The sequence below is a fragment of the Streptomyces sp. NPDC093111 genome, assembly GCF_040683955.1.
Lineage (GTDB): Bacteria > Actinomycetota > Actinomycetes > Streptomycetales > Streptomycetaceae > Streptomyces.
Genome location: NZ_JBFBNW010000015.1, coordinates 267,133 through 283,538, shown reverse-complemented (window position 1 = coordinate 283,538; position 16,406 = coordinate 267,133). Strand labels below are relative to the sequence as shown.

At 74.4% G+C, this 16,406-nt stretch carries 12 protein-coding genes and 1 pseudogene; 2 read left to right on the top strand and 11 right to left on the bottom strand.

Going from position 1 to position 16,406, the window contains the following annotated elements; translation table 11 throughout:
* Positions 1 to 19 precede the first annotated feature (19 nt).
* A complete protein-coding gene (locus AB0Q96_RS26985; protein WP_365329803.1) occupies positions 20 to 574 on the bottom strand; it encodes an XRE family transcriptional regulator in 555 nt (184 codons plus the stop codon).
* A 194-nt stretch (positions 575 to 768) separates the two neighbouring features.
* Here AB0Q96_RS26985 and AB0Q96_RS26980 point away from each other — a divergent pair, with 194 nt between their 5' ends.
* Both AB0Q96_RS26980 and AB0Q96_RS26975 read left to right on the top strand, forming a co-directional pair.
* Positions 769 to 1,893 carry an aryl-sulfate sulfotransferase gene (locus AB0Q96_RS26980; protein WP_365329801.1) on the top strand — a complete coding sequence of 375 codons (1,125 nt, stop codon included), beginning with the start codon at positions 769 to 771 and terminating at the stop codon, positions 1,891 to 1,893.
* Positions 1,890 to 3,221: pseudogene (locus tag AB0Q96_RS26975) on the top strand (solute carrier family 23 protein). The gene AB0Q96_RS26980 and the pseudogene AB0Q96_RS26975 overlap by 4 nt, the downstream one beginning before the upstream one ends.
* A gap of 87 nt (positions 3,222 to 3,308) precedes the next feature.
* Here the strand turns inward: AB0Q96_RS26975 and AB0Q96_RS26970 are convergent.
* The 10 genes from AB0Q96_RS26970 to AB0Q96_RS26925 form a co-directional block, all read right to left on the bottom strand.
* A complete protein-coding gene (locus AB0Q96_RS26970; RefSeq protein WP_365329799.1) occupies positions 3,309 to 4,706 on the bottom strand; it encodes an APC family permease in 1,398 nt (465 codons plus the stop codon).
* A 345-nt stretch (positions 4,707 to 5,051) separates the two neighbouring features.
* Complete coding sequence (locus AB0Q96_RS26965) at positions 5,052 to 5,906, bottom strand: ABC transporter permease (protein WP_365329797.1); 855 nt, start codon at positions 5,904 to 5,906, stop codon at positions 5,052 to 5,054.
* Positions 5,903 to 6,973, bottom strand: a complete 1,071-nt coding sequence (locus AB0Q96_RS26960) for an ATP-binding cassette domain-containing protein (protein ID WP_365329795.1) — start codon at positions 6,971 to 6,973, stop codon at positions 5,903 to 5,905. Before AB0Q96_RS26960 ends, AB0Q96_RS26965 begins: the two co-directional genes overlap by 4 nt.
* A gap of 103 nt (positions 6,974 to 7,076) precedes the next feature.
* Entirely contained in the window at positions 7,077 to 7,232 is a 156-nt protein-coding gene (locus AB0Q96_RS26955; protein WP_165962041.1) for a VenA family class IV lanthipeptide, read from the bottom strand.
* Between the two features lie 50 nt (positions 7,233 to 7,282).
* Positions 7,283 to 9,979 (bottom strand): class IV lanthionine synthetase LanL, encoded by a 2,697-nt coding sequence (gene lanL, locus AB0Q96_RS26950; protein WP_365329793.1) that lies wholly within the window; start codon positions 9,977 to 9,979, stop codon positions 7,283 to 7,285.
* Positions 9,980 to 10,158: 179 nt separating this feature from the next.
* Positions 10,159 to 11,613 (bottom strand): carboxylesterase family protein, encoded by a 1,455-nt coding sequence (locus tag AB0Q96_RS26945; protein WP_365329791.1) that lies wholly within the window; start codon positions 11,611 to 11,613, stop codon positions 10,159 to 10,161.
* Positions 11,610 to 12,635, bottom strand: coding sequence for an alpha/beta hydrolase (locus AB0Q96_RS26940; RefSeq protein ID WP_365329789.1), 1,026 nt, complete (start codon positions 12,633 to 12,635; stop codon positions 11,610 to 11,612). Before AB0Q96_RS26940 ends, AB0Q96_RS26945 begins: the two co-directional genes overlap by 4 nt.
* A 10-nt stretch (positions 12,636 to 12,645) precedes the next feature.
* The gene (locus tag AB0Q96_RS26935; RefSeq protein ID WP_365329787.1) at positions 12,646 to 13,986 is read right to left on the bottom strand and encodes a lipase; all 1,341 of its coding nucleotides are present in this window, start codon (positions 13,984 to 13,986) and stop codon (positions 12,646 to 12,648) included.
* A gap of 177 nt (positions 13,987 to 14,163) precedes the next feature.
* Positions 14,164 to 14,838 carry a beta-glucanase gene (locus AB0Q96_RS26930; RefSeq protein ID WP_365329785.1) on the bottom strand — a complete coding sequence of 225 codons (675 nt, stop codon included), beginning with the start codon at positions 14,836 to 14,838 and terminating at the stop codon, positions 14,164 to 14,166.
* 164 nt (positions 14,839 to 15,002) lie between these two features.
* On the bottom strand, positions 15,003 to 16,322 hold the full coding sequence (locus tag AB0Q96_RS26925) for a HAMP domain-containing sensor histidine kinase (protein WP_365329783.1): 1,320 nt from the start codon (positions 16,320 to 16,322) through the stop codon (positions 15,003 to 15,005).
* Positions 16,323 to 16,406: the final 84 nt, after the last annotated feature.

Sequence of the window (16,406 nt, the reverse complement as noted above, 5' to 3'; positions counted from 1 at the left end):
GTCACACCCGCCGCACCCGTCAGGCCCCCAGGACCTCCACGTGGTCCCCCACCGCCACCACCAGCACCCGCGCCCCCGGCCCGGCGGTGCGCCAGCGGTGCCGGACACCACCGGACATCAGCAGCGAGTCCCCGCGCCCGAGCTGGTGCACCCGCCCCTCGGCCTCCACCTCCACCGCGCCGTCCACCACGTACATCAACTCGTCGTTGCGGTGCCGGAACTCGCGGTCCGCCTCCTGGTCGCCGGTGAACTCCAGGGCGTGCAGCTGGTGACGGCCGCGCACCAGCGGCCGGACCCGCGCGCCCTCGCTCAGCCCGCCGGCGTCGCCCGCGCGGACCACCTCGACCGTCCGGGTCTCGTCGGAGGCGGCGAGCAGCTGCACGGCGGTGGTGTCGAGCGCGTCGGCGATCAGCTGGAGCGAGCGCATGCTGGGCCGCGCCCGGTCGTTCTCGATCTGGCTGAGGAACGGCGAGGAGAGGCCGCTGCGCCCCGCGACGTCGGCGAGGGTCAGATCGAGCGCGCGGCGCCGGCGGCGCACGGCCGCCCCGACCCGCGGCGTGTTCGCGGCCTCCATGGATGTCCGTCCTTCCCCGCCCTCGCGGCGCCCACCGCACCGTTCTCCCTGCCTGACGGCACCCTACGCCGCCCGCGGCACCGCCCCGGGAACGGTTTCGCACTCCTGACACACGCCCGTCACACCACGCCTCTAACGTCAAAGTCCGTTGCTCTCATCAAAGAAACTTTGACGCCTTGGAGGCGAGCCCCGCCATGCCCGTGGTCGACCAGAACTCCCGCCGCCGACGCCCCACCGGCCTCATCGCCCTCGACGAAGAGGCCGCGTACCCCGGCTACACGCTCTACGCCCCGCTCACCGGCACGGGTCAGGTGCACCTCGTCGACCTGCGCGGACGTCCCGTCCACCGCTGGGACCTCCCCTACCGCCCCGGCCGCCACGCCCGGCTGCTCGCCGACGGGACCCTCGCCTACAACGGCGTCCTGCCCGGCGAGGAGGCCCTGTTCCCGATGTGGCACAAGTACCGGGGCGGCGTGATGCTCAAGGCCGCGCCCGACGGCACCGTGCTGCGCGAGCACCGCGACCCCCTCCAGCACCACGACGCCCACCACCTCGACGACGGACGCATCCTCTACACGGCCCTCGAACCCCTGACGGGCGAGCGGGCCGCGGCGGTACGGGGCGGAGTCCCCGGCTCCGAGGCCGCCGGCGGCACGGTCTGGGCCGACACCCTCCGCGAGGTCGGCCCGGACGGCGAACTCCTCTGGTCCTGGCGCGCCGCGGACCACCTCGACCCGGCCGAGTTCCCCCTGCACGAGGCCTACGCGCGGGAGCACTGGCCGCTCGTCAACAGCGTCACCCCGCTGCCCGACGGCACCGTCCTCGCCAGCCTGCGCAGCGTCTCGGCCGTCGTCGTCATCAGCCGCGAGACGGGCGAGATCCTGTGGCGCAGCCGCCCCGGCACGGTCAGCCAGCAGCACGCGCCCACCGAACTGGCCGACGGCCGGCTGCTCGTCTTCGACAACGGCGTGTTCCGGCCCGGCCACGACGTCCCGTACTCCCGGGTCGTCGAGCTCGACCGCGCCGACGGCGAGGTCGTCTGGGAGTACCACGACCCGGCCCGCGAGTTCTTCTTCGCGCCGTTCATGGGCTCCGCGCAGCGCCTGCCCAACGGCAACACCCTCGTCACCGACTCCCCGTCCGGGCGCCTCTTCGAGGTGACGAAGGACGGCTACCTGTGCTGGGAGTACGTCGTCCCGCACTTCGGCGGGTACGCGGAGCGGGAGGTCCGGGGCCTCTTTCCGGCCGAGCCCAACGCCGTCTTCCGCGCCTACCGTTACGCCGCCGAGGAGATCCCGTGGCTGGAGGTCACGGCATGACGCCCGCCACGATCCCCGCCGGGCCGGACGCCCCCGACGCCGCCGACGCCCCCGTGCCGCCGCACCGGCTGCTGCCGCTCGCCGCCCAGCACGTCCTGGCGATGATCGCCGCCCCGGTCTCCACCGTCTTCCTCGTCGGCGGCACCCTGCGCCTCTCCCCCGCCGCCACCGCCTCGCTGCTCAGCGCCGTCCTGCTGCTGTGCGGCGCGGGCGCCCTGCTACAGTCCCTCGGCGTCTGGCGGATAGGCAGCCGGCTGCCGTTCGTCATGCTGCCGGGCGGCGCGGCGACCGCCCTGTTCCTCCAGATCGCCCAGGACCACGGCGCCCCCACCGCGGCCGGCTCCGTCCTCCTCGCGGCGGCCCTGCTGGTGGCCGTGCTCCCCCTGTACGGGCGGATCGTGCGGCTCTTCCCGCCCCTGGTCATGGGCGTGACCGTGCTGCTCATCGGCATCGCGATGATCCGCGTCGCCGCCCGGCTGGTGACCGGCCCCGACGGCACCGGCGAACCGCGCGCGGTGCTCCTCGCCGCCCTCACGGTGGCCGCGACCGTCACCGCGTACGTGCTGCTGCGCGGCGTCTGGCGGCAGACCGCCGTCCTCACCGGCATGGCCGCCGGGACCCTGGTCGCCGCCGTCACCGGCCTCGGCGCCTTCACCCCCGCCGCGGGCTCCGGCTTCGCGCTGCCCGAGCTCCTGCCGTACGGCACGCCCCGGTTCGACCTGGTCGCCGCCCTGCCGCTGCTGGTCTTCAGCCTCACCACGCTGGCCGAGATCACCGGCTAGACCGTCCTCAACAGCGAGACCGTCGGCCGCACCCCGGACCCGGGCCGGGACGTCCCGCGCGTCGCCCGCGCCGACGCCCTGGTCTCCCTGGCCGGCGGCCTGTTCGGCACCTCCCTCATGGTCACCAGCGCCGAGAACATCGGCATCGGCCGCCTCACCGGTGTCCGCAGCCGGTACGTCACGGCCGCCGCCGGCGCCCTGCTGATCGTGCTCGGCGTGGCGACCCCCGTCTCCCGCGCCCTCGCCGGCATCCCCGAGGCCGTCGTGGGCGGTTCCGCCCTCGTCGTCTACGCCGTCATCGCCGTGATGGGCGTCGAGATGCTGCGCCGCGCCGACCTCTCCGGCACCGGAACCGGCTCCCTGACCGCCGCACTCGCCCTCGCCATGGGCCTGCTCCCCCTCCTCACCCCCGACCTGTACGCGGGCTTCCCCTCCTGGGCCCGCACCGTCCTGAGCAGCGGCGTCGTCGCCGGCACCCTCACCGCCGTCCTCCTGACCGGCGTCCTGGGACGCTTCGGCCGACGACGGCGCCCGCCGGAGCCGTGAGTCCGGAGCGGTCCGCCGGGCCCGGCCGCGGACGCCGAAGGGCCGGGGCGGCTTTCGCCGTCCCGGCCCTCGGGTGCCTCGGGGAGGTCAGAGCTGCTCGTCCTCCGGGATGCTGACCAGCCAGCGGGTGTCCCGGCGCGGGCGCAGGTACAGCGCCCAGTAGAGGGTGGCGGCGGCCGTGATGCCGCCGGTCCACGCCAGGTACTTGCCGTCCTGCATGTACAGGACGTAGGCGAGGACGCCGATGAGCAGGACCGGCACGGCCGGCCACAGGGGCATGCGCCAGGCCGCGATCTCGCGGTGCGCGCCGCGGCGGCTGAACAGGGCGGCCACCGCGACCAGCAGGTACATGCCGGTGACGGAGACGCCGGTGACGCCGTACAGGGTGTCGAGGTTCACGAAGCACAGGGCCGCGCCCGGCACGCCGACGGCCAGGGTGGCCACCCACGGGGAGCCGAAGCGCCCGAGCCGGGACAGGGCGTTGTTGACCGGCTCCGGCCAGGCCTTGTCGCGGGCGGAGGCGAACAGGACGCGGGAGTTCTGGATGACCATGACGATGCCGGCGTTGACGATCGCCAGGGCGACGCAGAGGCTGATGAAGGTGCCGACGGCCGAGTTGGACCAGGCGGCGATCATGCCGCTGATGTCTCCGCCGGTGAGGGTCGCCAGGTCGCCGGCGCCGAGGGTGATCGCGACGACGGGCACCAGGATCACGGCGGTGGAGATGGCGAGCGTGGCGAGCACGGTGCGGGCCACGGTGCGGCGCGGGTTCTCCAGCTCCTCGGAGAGGTAGACGGCCGTCGAGAACCCCTGGGTGACGAAGAGGGCGATGGCGAGGCCCGAGACCACCATGGCGCCGGTGACGAGCGAGTGTCCGCCGCCGGCGGAGGCGACCTGGCCGTGGACCAGGGCGCCGACGCCCCGCTGGGAGTGGGAGAAGCCGAGGACCGCGACGATGCCGGCGGCGACGACCTCCAGGACGAGGAAGATGCCGGTGATCCAGGCGTTGGCCCGCAGGTCGAGCAGACCGGCGAGGGTCGCGAGGACCATGACGCCGGCACCGGCCAGCGGGGCCGGGATGTGCACGAGGGGCGCGAGGTAGTCGGCGGTCCCCATGGCGATCACCGGTGGCACGATCATCACCACCAGCAGGGACAGCACGAACACCAGCCAGCCGGCCAGCCGGCCCGCGAGGGTGGAGACGATGGCGTACTCGCCGCCCGCGCTCGGGATCAGGGTGCCGAGCTCGGAGTAGCAGAACGCCACGCCGATGCAGAGCAGCGAGCCGATCGCGATGGTCAGGGCCGCGTAGGTGCCGACACCGTCGAACAGGTCCGGGACGACCACGAAGAGGGTCGAGGCGGGTGTCACGCACGACAGCGTGAGCAGGGTGCCGCCCACGACACCGATGGAGCGCTTGAGCTTCTGCGGCACGGGGCCGGTCTGGGGGGCCAACGCGTGCGGTGCGCTGAGGGTGTCCGTCATCAGGCGGTTCCGATCGGTGCGAGCGGTGTTTGTGAACGGGAGCGGTATCGCCTCCGAGGCGTCCGGTGATCAGTGGGTCCGTGGCTCCCGGCCTGAATGGAAGCTCGGGCGGAACCGCAGGTCAATGCCTCTCCCGCTGCGGAATCCGTCGTTCCAGGACGCCCGTACGGGCTCCTGGGGCGCTAAGAACGCGATAAGACGCCGTAAACACTCCGTGCGGGAACCGCAGCGGTCCGACCAGGACTTTTCCCGCGCTTTACCCCGGCACGCCCCCGCGGCCCGCCGATGGGGCGGGCCGCGGGGGCGCCGGGGAGTCGAGGAGCCGGGGAACGCGGGGCGGTGCCGTCACTCCGGGCGGCTGAAGCGGCGGGCGGCCCAGAGGAGCGTCAGGGCTCCGACGGCGAGCAGCAGCCCGGCCTCCAGGAGCAGCGGCGGCTGCCGGCCCGCCCATTCGATGCCGCCGACGGCCGCCTGGTCCGGGACCCGCAGGGTGATGCAGCGGCGCAGCAGGTCCACCCCGTACGCGAGCGGGTTGACGGTCGCGAGGCCGCGCGCCCAGCCCGGCATGGACTCCAGCGGGAAGAAGGCGCCGGAGAGGAACAGCAGCGGCATCATCAGCAGGCTGAGGAGGGTGTGGAACAGCTCGGGGCTGCGCAGCGTCACCGACAGCGCCAGGGTCAGGCTGGTGAGGGCGAAGGAGGCCAGCAGCATGCCGCCGAGGAGGAGGAGCAGGAGGACCGGGTCGTACGGCAGGCCGACCGCACCGGCCAGGCTGAGCAGGACGGCGCCCTGCACGGCGGCGACGAGGGTGCCGCCGGCGCAGCTGCCCAGGAGCAGGGTGGAGCGGCTGACGGGGGCCATCAGGAGCTCGCGCAGGTAGCCGCTCTGCCGGTCGGTGATGAGCCGGATGCCCACCATGATGGCCGGGGTCTGCACGGTCATCATGAGCATGCCGGGGAAGAGGTACGTCTGGTAACCGGTGCCCAGCGAGGCGGCGGGGATGAGGGTGGCGAGCCCGCCGCCGAGGGCGAAGAGGTACAGCACGGGTTGCAGCAGGACCAGCGCGGTGTGGGAGCGCTGGCAGGCCAGCCGCAGCAGGTCGCGGTGGACCAGGGCGTGGATCGCCCGCAGTTCGTGGCGCAGCCGGGGCGCCGGCCCCCGCTCGGTGGTCTCGGGCGCCTGGAGGGTGAGGGCGGTCATCGGCCGGCTCCGATCGCCGCGGGGGTGGTGGTGATGCTGCGGCCGGTGTGGTGGAAGAAGACGTCGTCGAGGGTTGGCGGGGTGGCGGAGGCGGCGTGCACGGCGATGCCGTGGGCCTCCAGCGCGGCGCACAGGCGCGGGATCCACGCGCTGCCGTCGGGCACCCGCAGCCATGTGCCGTCGGCATCCACGGTGACGGGACGGTCCGGTGGCGCCGCCTGGGCGACGACCTTCCGGGCCCGCCCGTCGTCGCTGGTGCGCAGCACCACCCGGTCGTCGCCGATCTCCGCCTTGAGCCCGTGCGGCGTGCCCTGGGCGACAAGCCGGCCCCCGTCGATGATCGCGATCCGGTCGCAGTTCTCCGCCTCCTCCAGGTAGTGGGTGGTGACGAAGAGGGTGCTGCCGAGCCGGTCGCGCAGGGCCCGCAGATGGTCCCAGATCTCGGCGCGCGCGTGCGGGTCGAGCCCGGTGGTCGGCTCGTCCAGGAACAGCACGCTCGGGGAGTGCAGCAACTGGCGGGCGATCTCCAGGCGTCGCCGCATGCCGCCCGACAGGGCGCGTACGGGGAACCGGCGCCGGTCGGTCAGTCCGGCGGGTTCGAGCACCTCGGCGGTCCGCCGGCGCACCTCGCGGCGGGGCAGTCCGTAGAGGCGGGCGTGGATGCGCAGGTTCTGTTCGACGGTCAGGTCCGGGTCGAGGGCGCTGTGCTGGAAGAGGATGCCGACCTGGCGGCGCACGTCGTGCGGCCGGGTGGACACGTCGAAGCCGGCCACGGTGGCGTGACCGGAGGTGGGGCGGGCGAGGGCGCACAGCAGGGCGATGGTCGTGGACTTGCCGGCGCCGTTGGGGCCGAGGAAGGCGAAGGTCTCGCCCCGGCGCACGTCGAGGTCGAGGCCGCGGACCGCGTCGACGGAGGTGCCGTCCGGGCCCGGGTAGCTCTTCACCAGTCCGCGGGTGCTGATCGCGTATCCGGGGTCGTGCGGGGGCTCCCCCGCGCGGGGTCCGGTGACCTCTGCGGTCATGAGGGGTGCTGCGGCGAGTGCGTCGTCACCTGCGGATGCCTGCATGGGGTCTCGTCCTCGTCCTCTTCCTCGTCGTCCGCACGGAGCCGGAGCCCGCTCCGGCCGGCGGCTGCCTCGGGGCAACCACCGGCCGGGGGGTGCTTCGGTGTTACGCGCAGCTGATACCGATACAGATGGTGTTGAGGAGCGTCAGCAGGCCGACGCACGCGCACGTTCCGCTGAACGAGTCGCCGTCGACACCGACCGGGTCGGTCTCCGGAAGGGCGTGCAGGTGGGCCAGCAGCTCGAGGTCCTGGTTCTCCATGACAATCTCCTTCTCTTGTGTGACACGTGGGCGGCAGAGACTCCTGCCGCTCAGACCGGCTGCTGGACCATCCAGTGCCGGGGCTCTGTGTGGCGGATCCTCAGGAGGAACGCCAGGATTCCCGCCGATCCGTCGCTCCAGCTCGTCGAGACGTCCCCGTACTCGTTGGGGAAGACGACGTGGCTGCCGCGGTGGGACCGTTCGGAGACGATGAGGCGGGCCAGTTCCTCGGCGCGCGCCCGGTGGGCGGGGTCGCCGGTGGCCTCGGCCATGTCGAGGAGGAAGTCGCCGTTGCCGGCCAGTCCGTGGCACTGGGTGACGGCGGCGCGGGAGGCGCGCTCCACCACGGCGCGGGTGCCGCCGACGGCGAGGTCGCGGAACCGTTCGTCGCCGGTCGCCCGCCACAGCCGGACGAGGAACGAGCCGATGCCGGCGGAGCCGTGGCACCAGTACGGCGCGGTCGGCACGTCGGTGGCCTGGGCCGGCCACTGGGTGGCGTCGCCGACGGTGACGGCGTGCGTCACGAGGAGCTCGCCGGCCGCCAGGGCCAGTTCCCGGTGCTCCGGGTTCTTGGTGACGGCGGCGGCCTCCAGGAGGAAGCAGCCGATGCCGGCGGTGCCGTGGGCGAAGCCCAGGTAGCGCTTGCCGGCCTCCTCGACGACGGCCTCCGCGGGCACCGGCCAGCTCACTCCGGCCGGTTCGCGCCGGGCCGCGGCGGCCAGCCGGTCGGCGGCCTCGGCGACCAGCGCGGCGAAGCGTGGGTCGCCGGTGCGGTGCCACAGGTGGGCGGCGGCGAGTCCGCTGCCGGCCGAGCCGTGGGTGATGTCGTGGCTGGGCGTCGGCTCCTGCGGCGCGAGGGCCAGGGCGAGGGCGTGGTCGACGAGCGCGCGGTCCTCGACCGCGCGGCCCGCGTCGTACAGCGCCCAGGCCGTGCCGCGACCGCCGAAGTGCAGGCCGGGCCGGGTGGAGCGGGTGTCGGTGCGGTCCGCGATCCAGCGGCCCGCGGTGGCGATGACCTGCGGGAGGCGGGGGTCGCCGGTGAGCTCGAAGTAGCGGGTCAGGGCGGACAGCACACCGGCCGCGCCCTGCTGGACGATGCAGGCGTCGGTCTCCCCCGCCTTGACGGACACCGGCCACAGCCGCAGGTCGTCGTCCGGCGTCATGGAGTCGACGAGGTGTTCCACGATCCCGGCCACGGCGAGGTCGATCGGGTCGGTGCCGGTGCCGGTGTCCGCGCCGGAGGTGACCGTGCGGGCCGTGTCCGTACAGGCCGTCCCGGGTGCGCTCACCGGGGCGCTCTCCCGGAGCGCGTCCCGTGCCCGGGCCGGGTCCCAGCGGGCGGCGGGGTCGTCCTTCATCAGTCCGAGGATCATCGTGCGCAGGCCGTCCGGCAGGTCCAGGGGGGCGGCGCAGGCGCGCAGCCACTCGCCGAGCCGGTCCTCGGCGGGCCGGGTGGCGGGCTTCTCCTCCAGCAGGGCCGGCACCTTGCCGGTCAGGACGAAGCACAGGGTCGCGCCGAGGCTGTAGTAGTCGCCGGTCGGGGAGACGGGCGCGTCCACCAGGCGCTCGGGGGGACTGAAGCCGGGGGTGCCGACGCGGCTCGGGAGGGCTTCGTCGTCGGCGAGGACGGCGAGCTCCAGGTCGATGAGGCGCAGCCCGCCGTCGGGGCGGACCATCACGTTGGCGGGGGTGAAGTCGCGCAGCACGCAGCCTCGGGCGTGGGCGGCCTCGACGAGGTCCACCAGGCGTCCGGCCTGGACCAGCGCGTCGGTGCGGTAGCGCTCGGCGCCGCTGTCGCGGAAGTGCTCGGCGACCCAGTTGCGCAGGGGGATCCCCGGCACCTCCTCCTGGGCCAGGAACAGGTGCCCGCCGTGCTCGAACATCGCGAGCGCCTCCGGCGCGAGCCCCGTGCCCTTGAGCTTCTCCAGGGTGCGGGCCTCGGTGCGCAGCCAGTCGCGGACGTCGTTGCCGGAGGCGTCGGCCTCCACGTGGGGCCGGGTCTCCTTGATCACCACCGGGGCGCCGGTCTCGACGTCGGTGCCCCGGTAGACGCCGCCCTTGTTGGTGTGCCGGATGGCCTCCCGCACCGAGAACCGGCCGCCGAGCAGGACGGGGCGGCGCGGCGCCTCGGTCCTGGGCGGTGCGACGGGCACGGAGTCGGGGAAGGGGCTGACGGCCCACGCGGGCGGCTCGTACCGGCCGGTCCGCTTGTCCTCCACGGGGTTGCCGTCGGGGTCCTCGATGTACCAGACCATCAGCCCCTCGTCCGAGAGGCGCCGGCGGCCGACGAAGGCGCCGTAGCGGTAGTGCACCAGGCTGTCGGGGGCGTAGGGCTGGTCGGACAGGATGCGGGGGCCGGCCAGCCCCTCGGTCGCCGTGTGGAGGGCCTGCGCGAGGCGGGCCGCGTCGGCGTCGGAGGCCGGGTACACGGTGAGGAACTTGCCCGAGCTCCCCCGGGGCGTGGCCCGGGTGTTGAGGGCGCTCACCTGCTCCAGGGAGCGGGCGAACTTGAAGGCCGAGCCGTCCTTGAGCAGGACGTCCAGGGCCCTCTCCAGGACCGCCGGGGCGGACGCGGCCGTCGCCGACACGTGCAGCTTCCAGCCCTGGGCCGGCCCGGTCCCGGAGCGTGGTGCCACCCGGCACCAGCTCTCGTTCGACTCGGTGGCCCAGCGCTCGCCCGCCCCCTTGGCGCGCAGTGCGCCATGGAGCAGGGCTTCCAGCTCGGACTCGGTGACTTGGGTCGTCATGCCCATCCCTCTCAACGGGTGAGAACCGCTGGGAGGGAGCGTGCCCCGAGGTCAAAGTCGTATCAACACACACGCCGTCGGATTCACTTGAATCGGCGAGCGCACGGGTCCGTTGTGCCACCTTGTGGCGCGACCGCGCGAAGACGGCGTGCGGCCGCGCATTACGGGGCGCACTTTGCTCAGCGCACGCCGTCCCACAGCCTCCGTTCACCGGCTCGTGGATCGCTGACCTGGGCGGGACCGGCATCCGTGAAGTCCATCGTCGTACGGGTCCCGGGTTCGTACGACTGCCAGCCGGGGTCGCCCGTCCGCGCGAAGGACACCCACGCCCCGTGCAGGGCGTCCGCGAGCGCCTGCGGCGGGTCGGCGCCGAGCAGCGGGGCGTAGGCCGGGTCGTGGAGGCGGTCGAAGACGAAGGGGAGTTCCAGGGCGTGGCAGGATCCGAGCGCGCCGTCGAAGCCCGGGGAGCGCCAGGAGAACTCGTACAGGTACGAGCCGGGGACGGCCTCGGCGAGCCGGACGGCGGGCACGCGGTAGAACCAGTCGGTGGCCACCGCGTCGAGGAGTTCGCCCGGCGTGGCGCCGGGCCGGGCGGCCTCGTAGACGGGGAGGGCCACGGCCGGGTCGAGGCCGTAGGCCGTGGCGAGGGCGTCGAGGGTGGTGGCGGGGACGAGGTCCAGGCGCCCGGTCGGGACGAGGAAGAGGCGGTACTCCTCGCGGTTGCTGCCGATGAGCAGGTCGATCCCGCAGTCGGGTCCGGGCAGGGCCAGGGCGGGCGCCACCGGTTCGAACGGCATCATGTTGAGCGCGGCCTCGCCCCAGAGCGCCGGATCGGGTCGGGCGTTCAGCTCGCCGCGCAACTCCGCCTGGGCGGGCAGGAGTTCGGGCAGCGGGACGGCGGCGAACGCCTCCGGGGTCGGGTCGATGCCCAGCTTCGCCGCGAGCCGGGCCGTGACCAGCTCGGCCGAGGCCGGGCGCAGGAAGTGGTGGCAGGCGCCGGACTGGAGGATCGCCCGGCGGAACAGCCCCCGGGCCGCCGGGTCGGTCAGGAGCATGCCGATGCTCATGGCGCCGGCCGACTCGCCGAAGACGGTCACCCGTTCGGGGTCGCCGCCGAACGAGTCGATGTTCTCCCGCACCCAGCGCAGGGCGGCGATCTGGTCGAGCAGGCCCCGGTTGTCGGGGCGGCCGGGCAGGCGCAGGAAGCCGTCGGCACCCAGCCGGTAGTTGAGGGTGACGCAGACGACGCCGTCACGGGCGAAGGCACCGCCGTCGTACGCGGACACCGAGCCGGCCCCGTTGGTGAACGCCCCGCCGTGCAGCCACACCATCACCGGCAGCCCGGCACCGCGCTCCGGGGCCGGCGTCCAGATGTTGAGGTTGAGGCAGTCCTCCCCCTCGGTGACGTCGTCCGGGATGAGCGCGTCGAACGGCGGCGCGTAGGGGGCGTGCGGCGGCGTCGGGCCGTACGCCGTGGCGTCCCGGACACCCGTCCAGGAGGCGGGCGGCGCCGGGGCGCGGAACCGCAGGCCACCGAAGGGCGGGGCGGCGTACGGGATGCCGAGGAACGAGGTCACGCCGTCGGGCAGGGCGCGGCCTCGGACCGCGCCCTGCCGGGTCGTGCGCACGGTCATGCCGTCAGCACCTCGATCAGCGCGGCGCCGAACTCCTCGGGGCGTTCCAGGTGGACCGAGTGCCCGGCGCCGGCGACCGCGACCTCCCGGACCTTCCCGCCGGCCGCCGCGTACCGGTCGAGGACGTGCCGGGTCTGCGCGACCATCGGCTGCGCCGGGGTCCCGTCCCACCCCGGTACGGCGCCGAGCGCGCCGAGGTGCGCCAGGTCGAACATCGAGGTGTCGGCGACGATCACGTCGTCCTCGCCGCGGATCCACAGGATCGGCGGCTTGGGGCCGATCAGGTGCAGGTCGTCGACGCGGAAGTGGGTCGGGGCGAGGCAGTTGAGCACCCCGCGGGTGCCGGGCGCGATGCCGGGCCAGGCGTCGGACGGCTTGCTGTCGCCCGGATAGTGGTCGTCGCCGGTGCGGGTGGTGAGCATGGCCTCCACGTACGCGTCCTCGTGCGCGGGGCGCAGCGGCGGCTTGACGTAGCAGGTGGCGAGGACGGAGCGCGGGGAGAGCGGCGAGTCCTCGCCGCGGTCGCCCTCGGCCAGCAGGCGGACGAACTCGGGGTTGGCGGTGCCGCCGCCCGACCCGGCGCCGTCGGCGGAGTTGAGGACGCCGTCCACGCCGCGGGTGCCGCCGAAGCCGTACGGGGAGACCGGGTTGACCAGCGACAGGGAGCGGACCGCGGCCGGGTGGTCGCGGAGGAACTGCATCACGACGCCGCCGCCCATGGACCAGCCGACCAGGTGCGCCCGGTCGACGCCGAGCGCCTCCAGGAGCGCGGCGAGGTCGTCGGCGTAGTCCCGCACGCCCCGGGTGGCGTCGACGGGCAGCGGGTCGGTGCCGCCGAAGCCGCGCAGGTCGACGGCGATGGGGCGGTAGCGGTCCGGCAGCGCGGTCAGGACGGGGTGCCAGAACGCGGAGGAGGAGACGTTGCCGTGGACGAAGAGGACGACCTCGCCCTCGTCGCGGACCTCGGTGATCCGCTGGGTGAGCCGGGCGGTGGCGACGTGGCGGGTGCGGAGCGTGTTCATGTCGGGTCCTTCAGGAAAGCCAGGTGGCGATCTGGGCGGCGGCCGAGCTGTTCCAGCCCAGTTCGAGGTGGTTGGCGCCCGCGACGGTGGCCTTGCCGCCGACCGTGGGGATGCCGGTGGTGTCGAGGGCGCTGGCGGTGAAGACGACACCGTCGCTGGGGCCGCGGTTCTCGTTGAAGATGCCGAGGATGTCGGCGGAGCCGCCGGCCAGCAGGTAGGTGGTGACGGAGGCGGGTACGCCCGCGCTGTGCAGCGGCGCGATGAGCGACCCGGCGTCGATGGCGGCCTGGATGCCGCCGCCCGCCGTGTAGAAGCCCTGGCCGCCGTAGTAGGTCGTGTACCAGTCCTGGGCGGCGCCGTCGACTCCGTACACGCCGTCCCAGCGGGCGAGCATCTGCCGCTGGCCGGGGTAGTTGTCCTGGCCGCCGGAGGGCGTGAACGAGAACTCCGGGTGGGCGGTGTACAGGCCGTAGCAGGTCATGTGGGAGTGCGGGGAGGGGGCGTTGATCTTGCCGCCGCACTCGGGCCAGAGGGAGAAGTCGTGGGCCCAGCCGTGGGCGTAGGGGTAGTCGTAGCCGCCGTTCGGGCCGCCGACGGTGACGAGCCGGCGTACGTCACCGGCGTACGCGCGCCCCCAGCTCGGCTTCACGGACGACACGTACGCCCGGGTCGACATCTGACCCTTGCTCCACCCGACCAGGTCCACCTGGGCGACGCCCAGCCGGACCTTGATGACGGCGACGGCGTCGCCGACGACCTGCGCCTGCATGAGGTTGTCGCCCTGCTTGTGGGCGAAGCCGACGGCGAAGACCCGGTGGCCGCGCGCGGACAGGTACTGCATGAGGCCGGTGGACGGGCAGCTCGCGGCGCCGCAGCCGTAGCCGCCGGACTCGCCGGGGTTGGCCCACGCCCGGTCCGCCGTGTCGTTGGCGCCGTGCACGAGGAGGACGGGCGTGGTGCGGCTGCCGGTGTCCCAGCCGGGCGCCGAGTAGAGGAGGAACTTCCCCGAGGAGGGCCGGGCGACGCCGCCGAAGTAGGTGACCCGCACCCCGTCCTGGTCCCCTCGGCCGTCCGCCGGGAAGCCCTCGGTGCGGAACCCGGCCGTCGTGTCGGCGTACCGCTCGACCCGGCTCCAGCCGTTGGTGACGGTCCCCGCGCCGTAACTCGCTTCGAGGCTGAGGTACGAGGGCGGCGCGGCGGCCACCGCCCGGGCACCGGCGGCGGCGCCCGCCGGCTGCCCGCTCGCGGTGGCGGGCGGCACCACGAGGGCCGCCGTGACCACCCCCGCCACCGCCATGATCCGAGCGGCCCGCGCCCGCCAGCCCCGCCCCCGGCTCCGTCTTCCGGCCATGATCCGGCCTCTTCCCCACTCGTGCGCCCTCAGCGCGGCCGCCCGATGCCGTCCCGGCACCGGGTGAGCACACGCTAGGCGGGCGGGGCGACACCGGGGCATGGGGTCGCCCCACACAAAGAGGGCCGCGCACATGGCGGCCCTCTCCACATCGGGCGGTACGGACCGCCGCCGGGCTCACCACCCCCGGCGATAGACCCGCAGATCGCTCACCTCGTACGACATCTCGGTGGCGGTGGCGTCGGGGGCGGGGTGGTAGCGCCCGGCGCAGACCGAGAGGTTGACGATCAGATAGGCGTGCCAGCCGCGCCCGACGCCCCGGCCGTCGTCGAAGATCTCCTCGCCGTCCAGGTACCAGGTCACGGACCGCGCGCCGAACGAGACGCGCAGGGCGATCCAGCCGCCGGGCCGCACGGCGGAGGAGCGGTGGTAGCGGTGGGCGTTGCGGACGTGGTTGGTCAGTTCCAGGAGGTCGGGGTTGTCGGGGTGGTACTCGAAGACGTCGACCTCCTGGCCGCCGTCGCGCCAGGTCCAGATCGCCGGCCAGGCGCCCATCTCCTCGGGGAGTCTGACCCGGGCCTCCAGGGTGTCCCCCGTACGGAGCTCGAAGCCGTCCCGGCTGCCTTCCGTGGTGAGCAGGCCGGCGTCCCAGAGGCCGTCGCGCCGCCGGGTGGCCCGGAAGCGCCCGGTACGGCTGTACTCCGGGTCGTCGACGAGGTGGTCCAGCTTGTTGTCGCCCGGGTTGACCGGGCCTCCGTTCGGATAGGCCCAGCTGCGGCCCGCTACCCATTGGTCCCGCGAGGTGAAGTCCGCGGTGAAGACCGGCTCTTCCGACGACGGCCAGGTGGACATGCGCGCTCCTCACGTCTGCGGATGTCAAGGTGCCTGCGGCTGTTGTGCCCACCCGAGCCGGTCCGATACGGAATCATCCGTTCCTGTCGAGAAGTCGCCACACGGCGCGAGCGCGGGCGCGAGCGCGGGGAACGGGCGGGCGTCGGGCCGGCCGGGGTCGGGGGTCAGCCGGGGAACGTCAGCCGGAACAGGGCGCCGCCGCCCGGGGCCCGCTCCGCCGTCAGTTCGGCGCCGTGGGCCCGGGCGATCTGGAGGGCCATGGCCAGGCCGAGGCCCGATCCGGGCAGGGCGCGGGCCGCCGTGGCGCGGTAGAAGCGGTCGAAGACGTAGGGGAGGTCCTCCTCCGCGATGCCGGGACCGTGGTCGCGCACCGTCAGCTCGTGCGCGTCGAGGGTGATCTCGACCGGCTGCCCGGGCGGGCTGAACTTGGCCGCGTTGTCGAGGAGGTTGCCGACGAGCCGGGTCAGGCGGGCCGGCACGCCGGGCACGACCGGTGCGCCGGTGACCCGTACCTCGAAGGGGACCGCGGGCCAGTGGTCGCGGGCCGTGGCCACCGTGTGGGCGAGGAGCGGGGCCAGGGCGACCTGTTCGAGCAGGGGCCGGGGTTCCTCGTCCCTGGCCAGCTCGATCAGGTCGGCGACCAGGCCGTTCACCTCACGGAGCAGGCGGTGCACGGCGGACGCGGCGCGGTCGCGCTGCCGGGGGGTCAGCCGGTCGGCGCGGGTGAGCAGTTCGGCGTTGGTGCGCAGCGCGGTCAGCGGGGTGCGCAGTTCGTGCGAGGCGTCGGCGACCAGTCGGCGCCGGGCCGTGACCGACTTCTCCAGCTCGTCCAGCATGACGTCGAAGCTGGCCGCGAGGCGCGTGATCTCGTCGGCGGGCGCGGCCCCCGGGCCGGGCGACGCCGGGCCGATCCGGTGGCGGGGGTCGCGCGTGGCGGCGATGCGCTCGGCGGTCGCCGTCAGCCGGGTCACCGGGGCGAGTCCGGTGCGGGCGACCCAGGAGCCGAGGAAGCCGGCCGTCACCACGCCGATGGCGCAGGTGAGGGTGAGCAGCCGGGCGACCTGGTCCACTCCGCGTTCCACGGTGTCCGAGCGGATCGCGACCTGGAGGGCGCGGCCGGGCGCGAAGTCGGTGGTGAGCATCCGGGTGGGCCGGCCGGCCACGGTGATCTCGGAGTAGTACGGCCCGTGCCGCCCGGCCGCCACGGCGCGCGCGGTGTCGGTGACCGGCAGGATGTACGGGTCGGGCGGGTCGTCCCGCCGGTCGGCGGGCACCACCTGGGCGCAGCCGGGCGCGGCCAGGAAGCGGCACTCCCCGGAGAGGACGCCGGGCCCGGCCCCGTGGTTCCGCTGGGCGACGAGGCGGGCGTACTGGGTGAGGTTCAGCTGGAGCTGGTGTTCGAGCTGGGCCCGGACGATGAGGAAGGCCGCGACGCACATGCCGACGGCGACGACGGCGACGGCCGCGGTGGCGGCGAGTGCCATCCGGGTACGCAGCGGCCGGCGGCGGCGCCACCGCGCCCGGCTGCGGTGCCGCCCGCCCCGGGCCGCCTCGCCCGCACCCCCCTC

Bases quoted from the DNA above. Each gene is read 5' to 3' on its own strand.
- AB0Q96_RS26980 (WP_365329801.1), top strand. From the start codon at position 769: ATGCCCGTGGTCGACCAGAACTCCCGCCGCCGACGCCCCACCGGCCTC.
- AB0Q96_RS26970 (WP_365329799.1), bottom strand. From the start codon at position 4,706: ATGACGGACACCCTCAGCGCACCGCACGCGTTGGCCCCCCAGACCGGC.
- AB0Q96_RS26925 (WP_365329783.1), bottom strand. From the start codon at position 16,322: ATGGCACTCGCCGCCACCGCGGCCGTCGCCGTCGTCGCCGTCGGCATG.
- AB0Q96_RS26935 (WP_365329787.1), bottom strand. From the start codon at position 13,986: ATGGCCGGAAGACGGAGCCGGGGGCGGGGCTGGCGGGCGCGGGCCGCT.
- AB0Q96_RS26960 (WP_365329795.1), bottom strand. From the start codon at position 6,973: ATGCAGGCATCCGCAGGTGACGACGCACTCGCCGCAGCACCCCTCATG.
- AB0Q96_RS26965 (WP_365329797.1), bottom strand. From the start codon at position 5,906: ATGACCGCCCTCACCCTCCAGGCGCCCGAGACCACCGAGCGGGGGCCG.
- AB0Q96_RS26930 (WP_365329785.1), bottom strand. From the start codon at position 14,838: ATGTCCACCTGGCCGTCGTCGGAAGAGCCGGTCTTCACCGCGGACTTC.
- AB0Q96_RS26940 (WP_365329789.1), bottom strand. From the start codon at position 12,635: ATGAACACGCTCCGCACCCGCCACGTCGCCACCGCCCGGCTCACCCAG.
- AB0Q96_RS26945 (WP_365329791.1), bottom strand. From the start codon at position 11,613: ATGACCGTGCGCACGACCCGGCAGGGCGCGGTCCGAGGCCGCGCCCTG.
- AB0Q96_RS26955 (WP_165962041.1), bottom strand. From the start codon at position 7,232: ATGGAGAACCAGGACCTCGAGCTGCTGGCCCACCTGCACGCCCTTCCG.
- lanL (WP_365329793.1), bottom strand. From the start codon at position 9,979: ATGACGACCCAAGTCACCGAGTCCGAGCTGGAAGCCCTGCTCCATGGC.
- AB0Q96_RS26985 (WP_365329803.1), bottom strand. From the start codon at position 574: ATGGAGGCCGCGAACACGCCGCGGGTCGGGGCGGCCGTGCGCCGCCGG.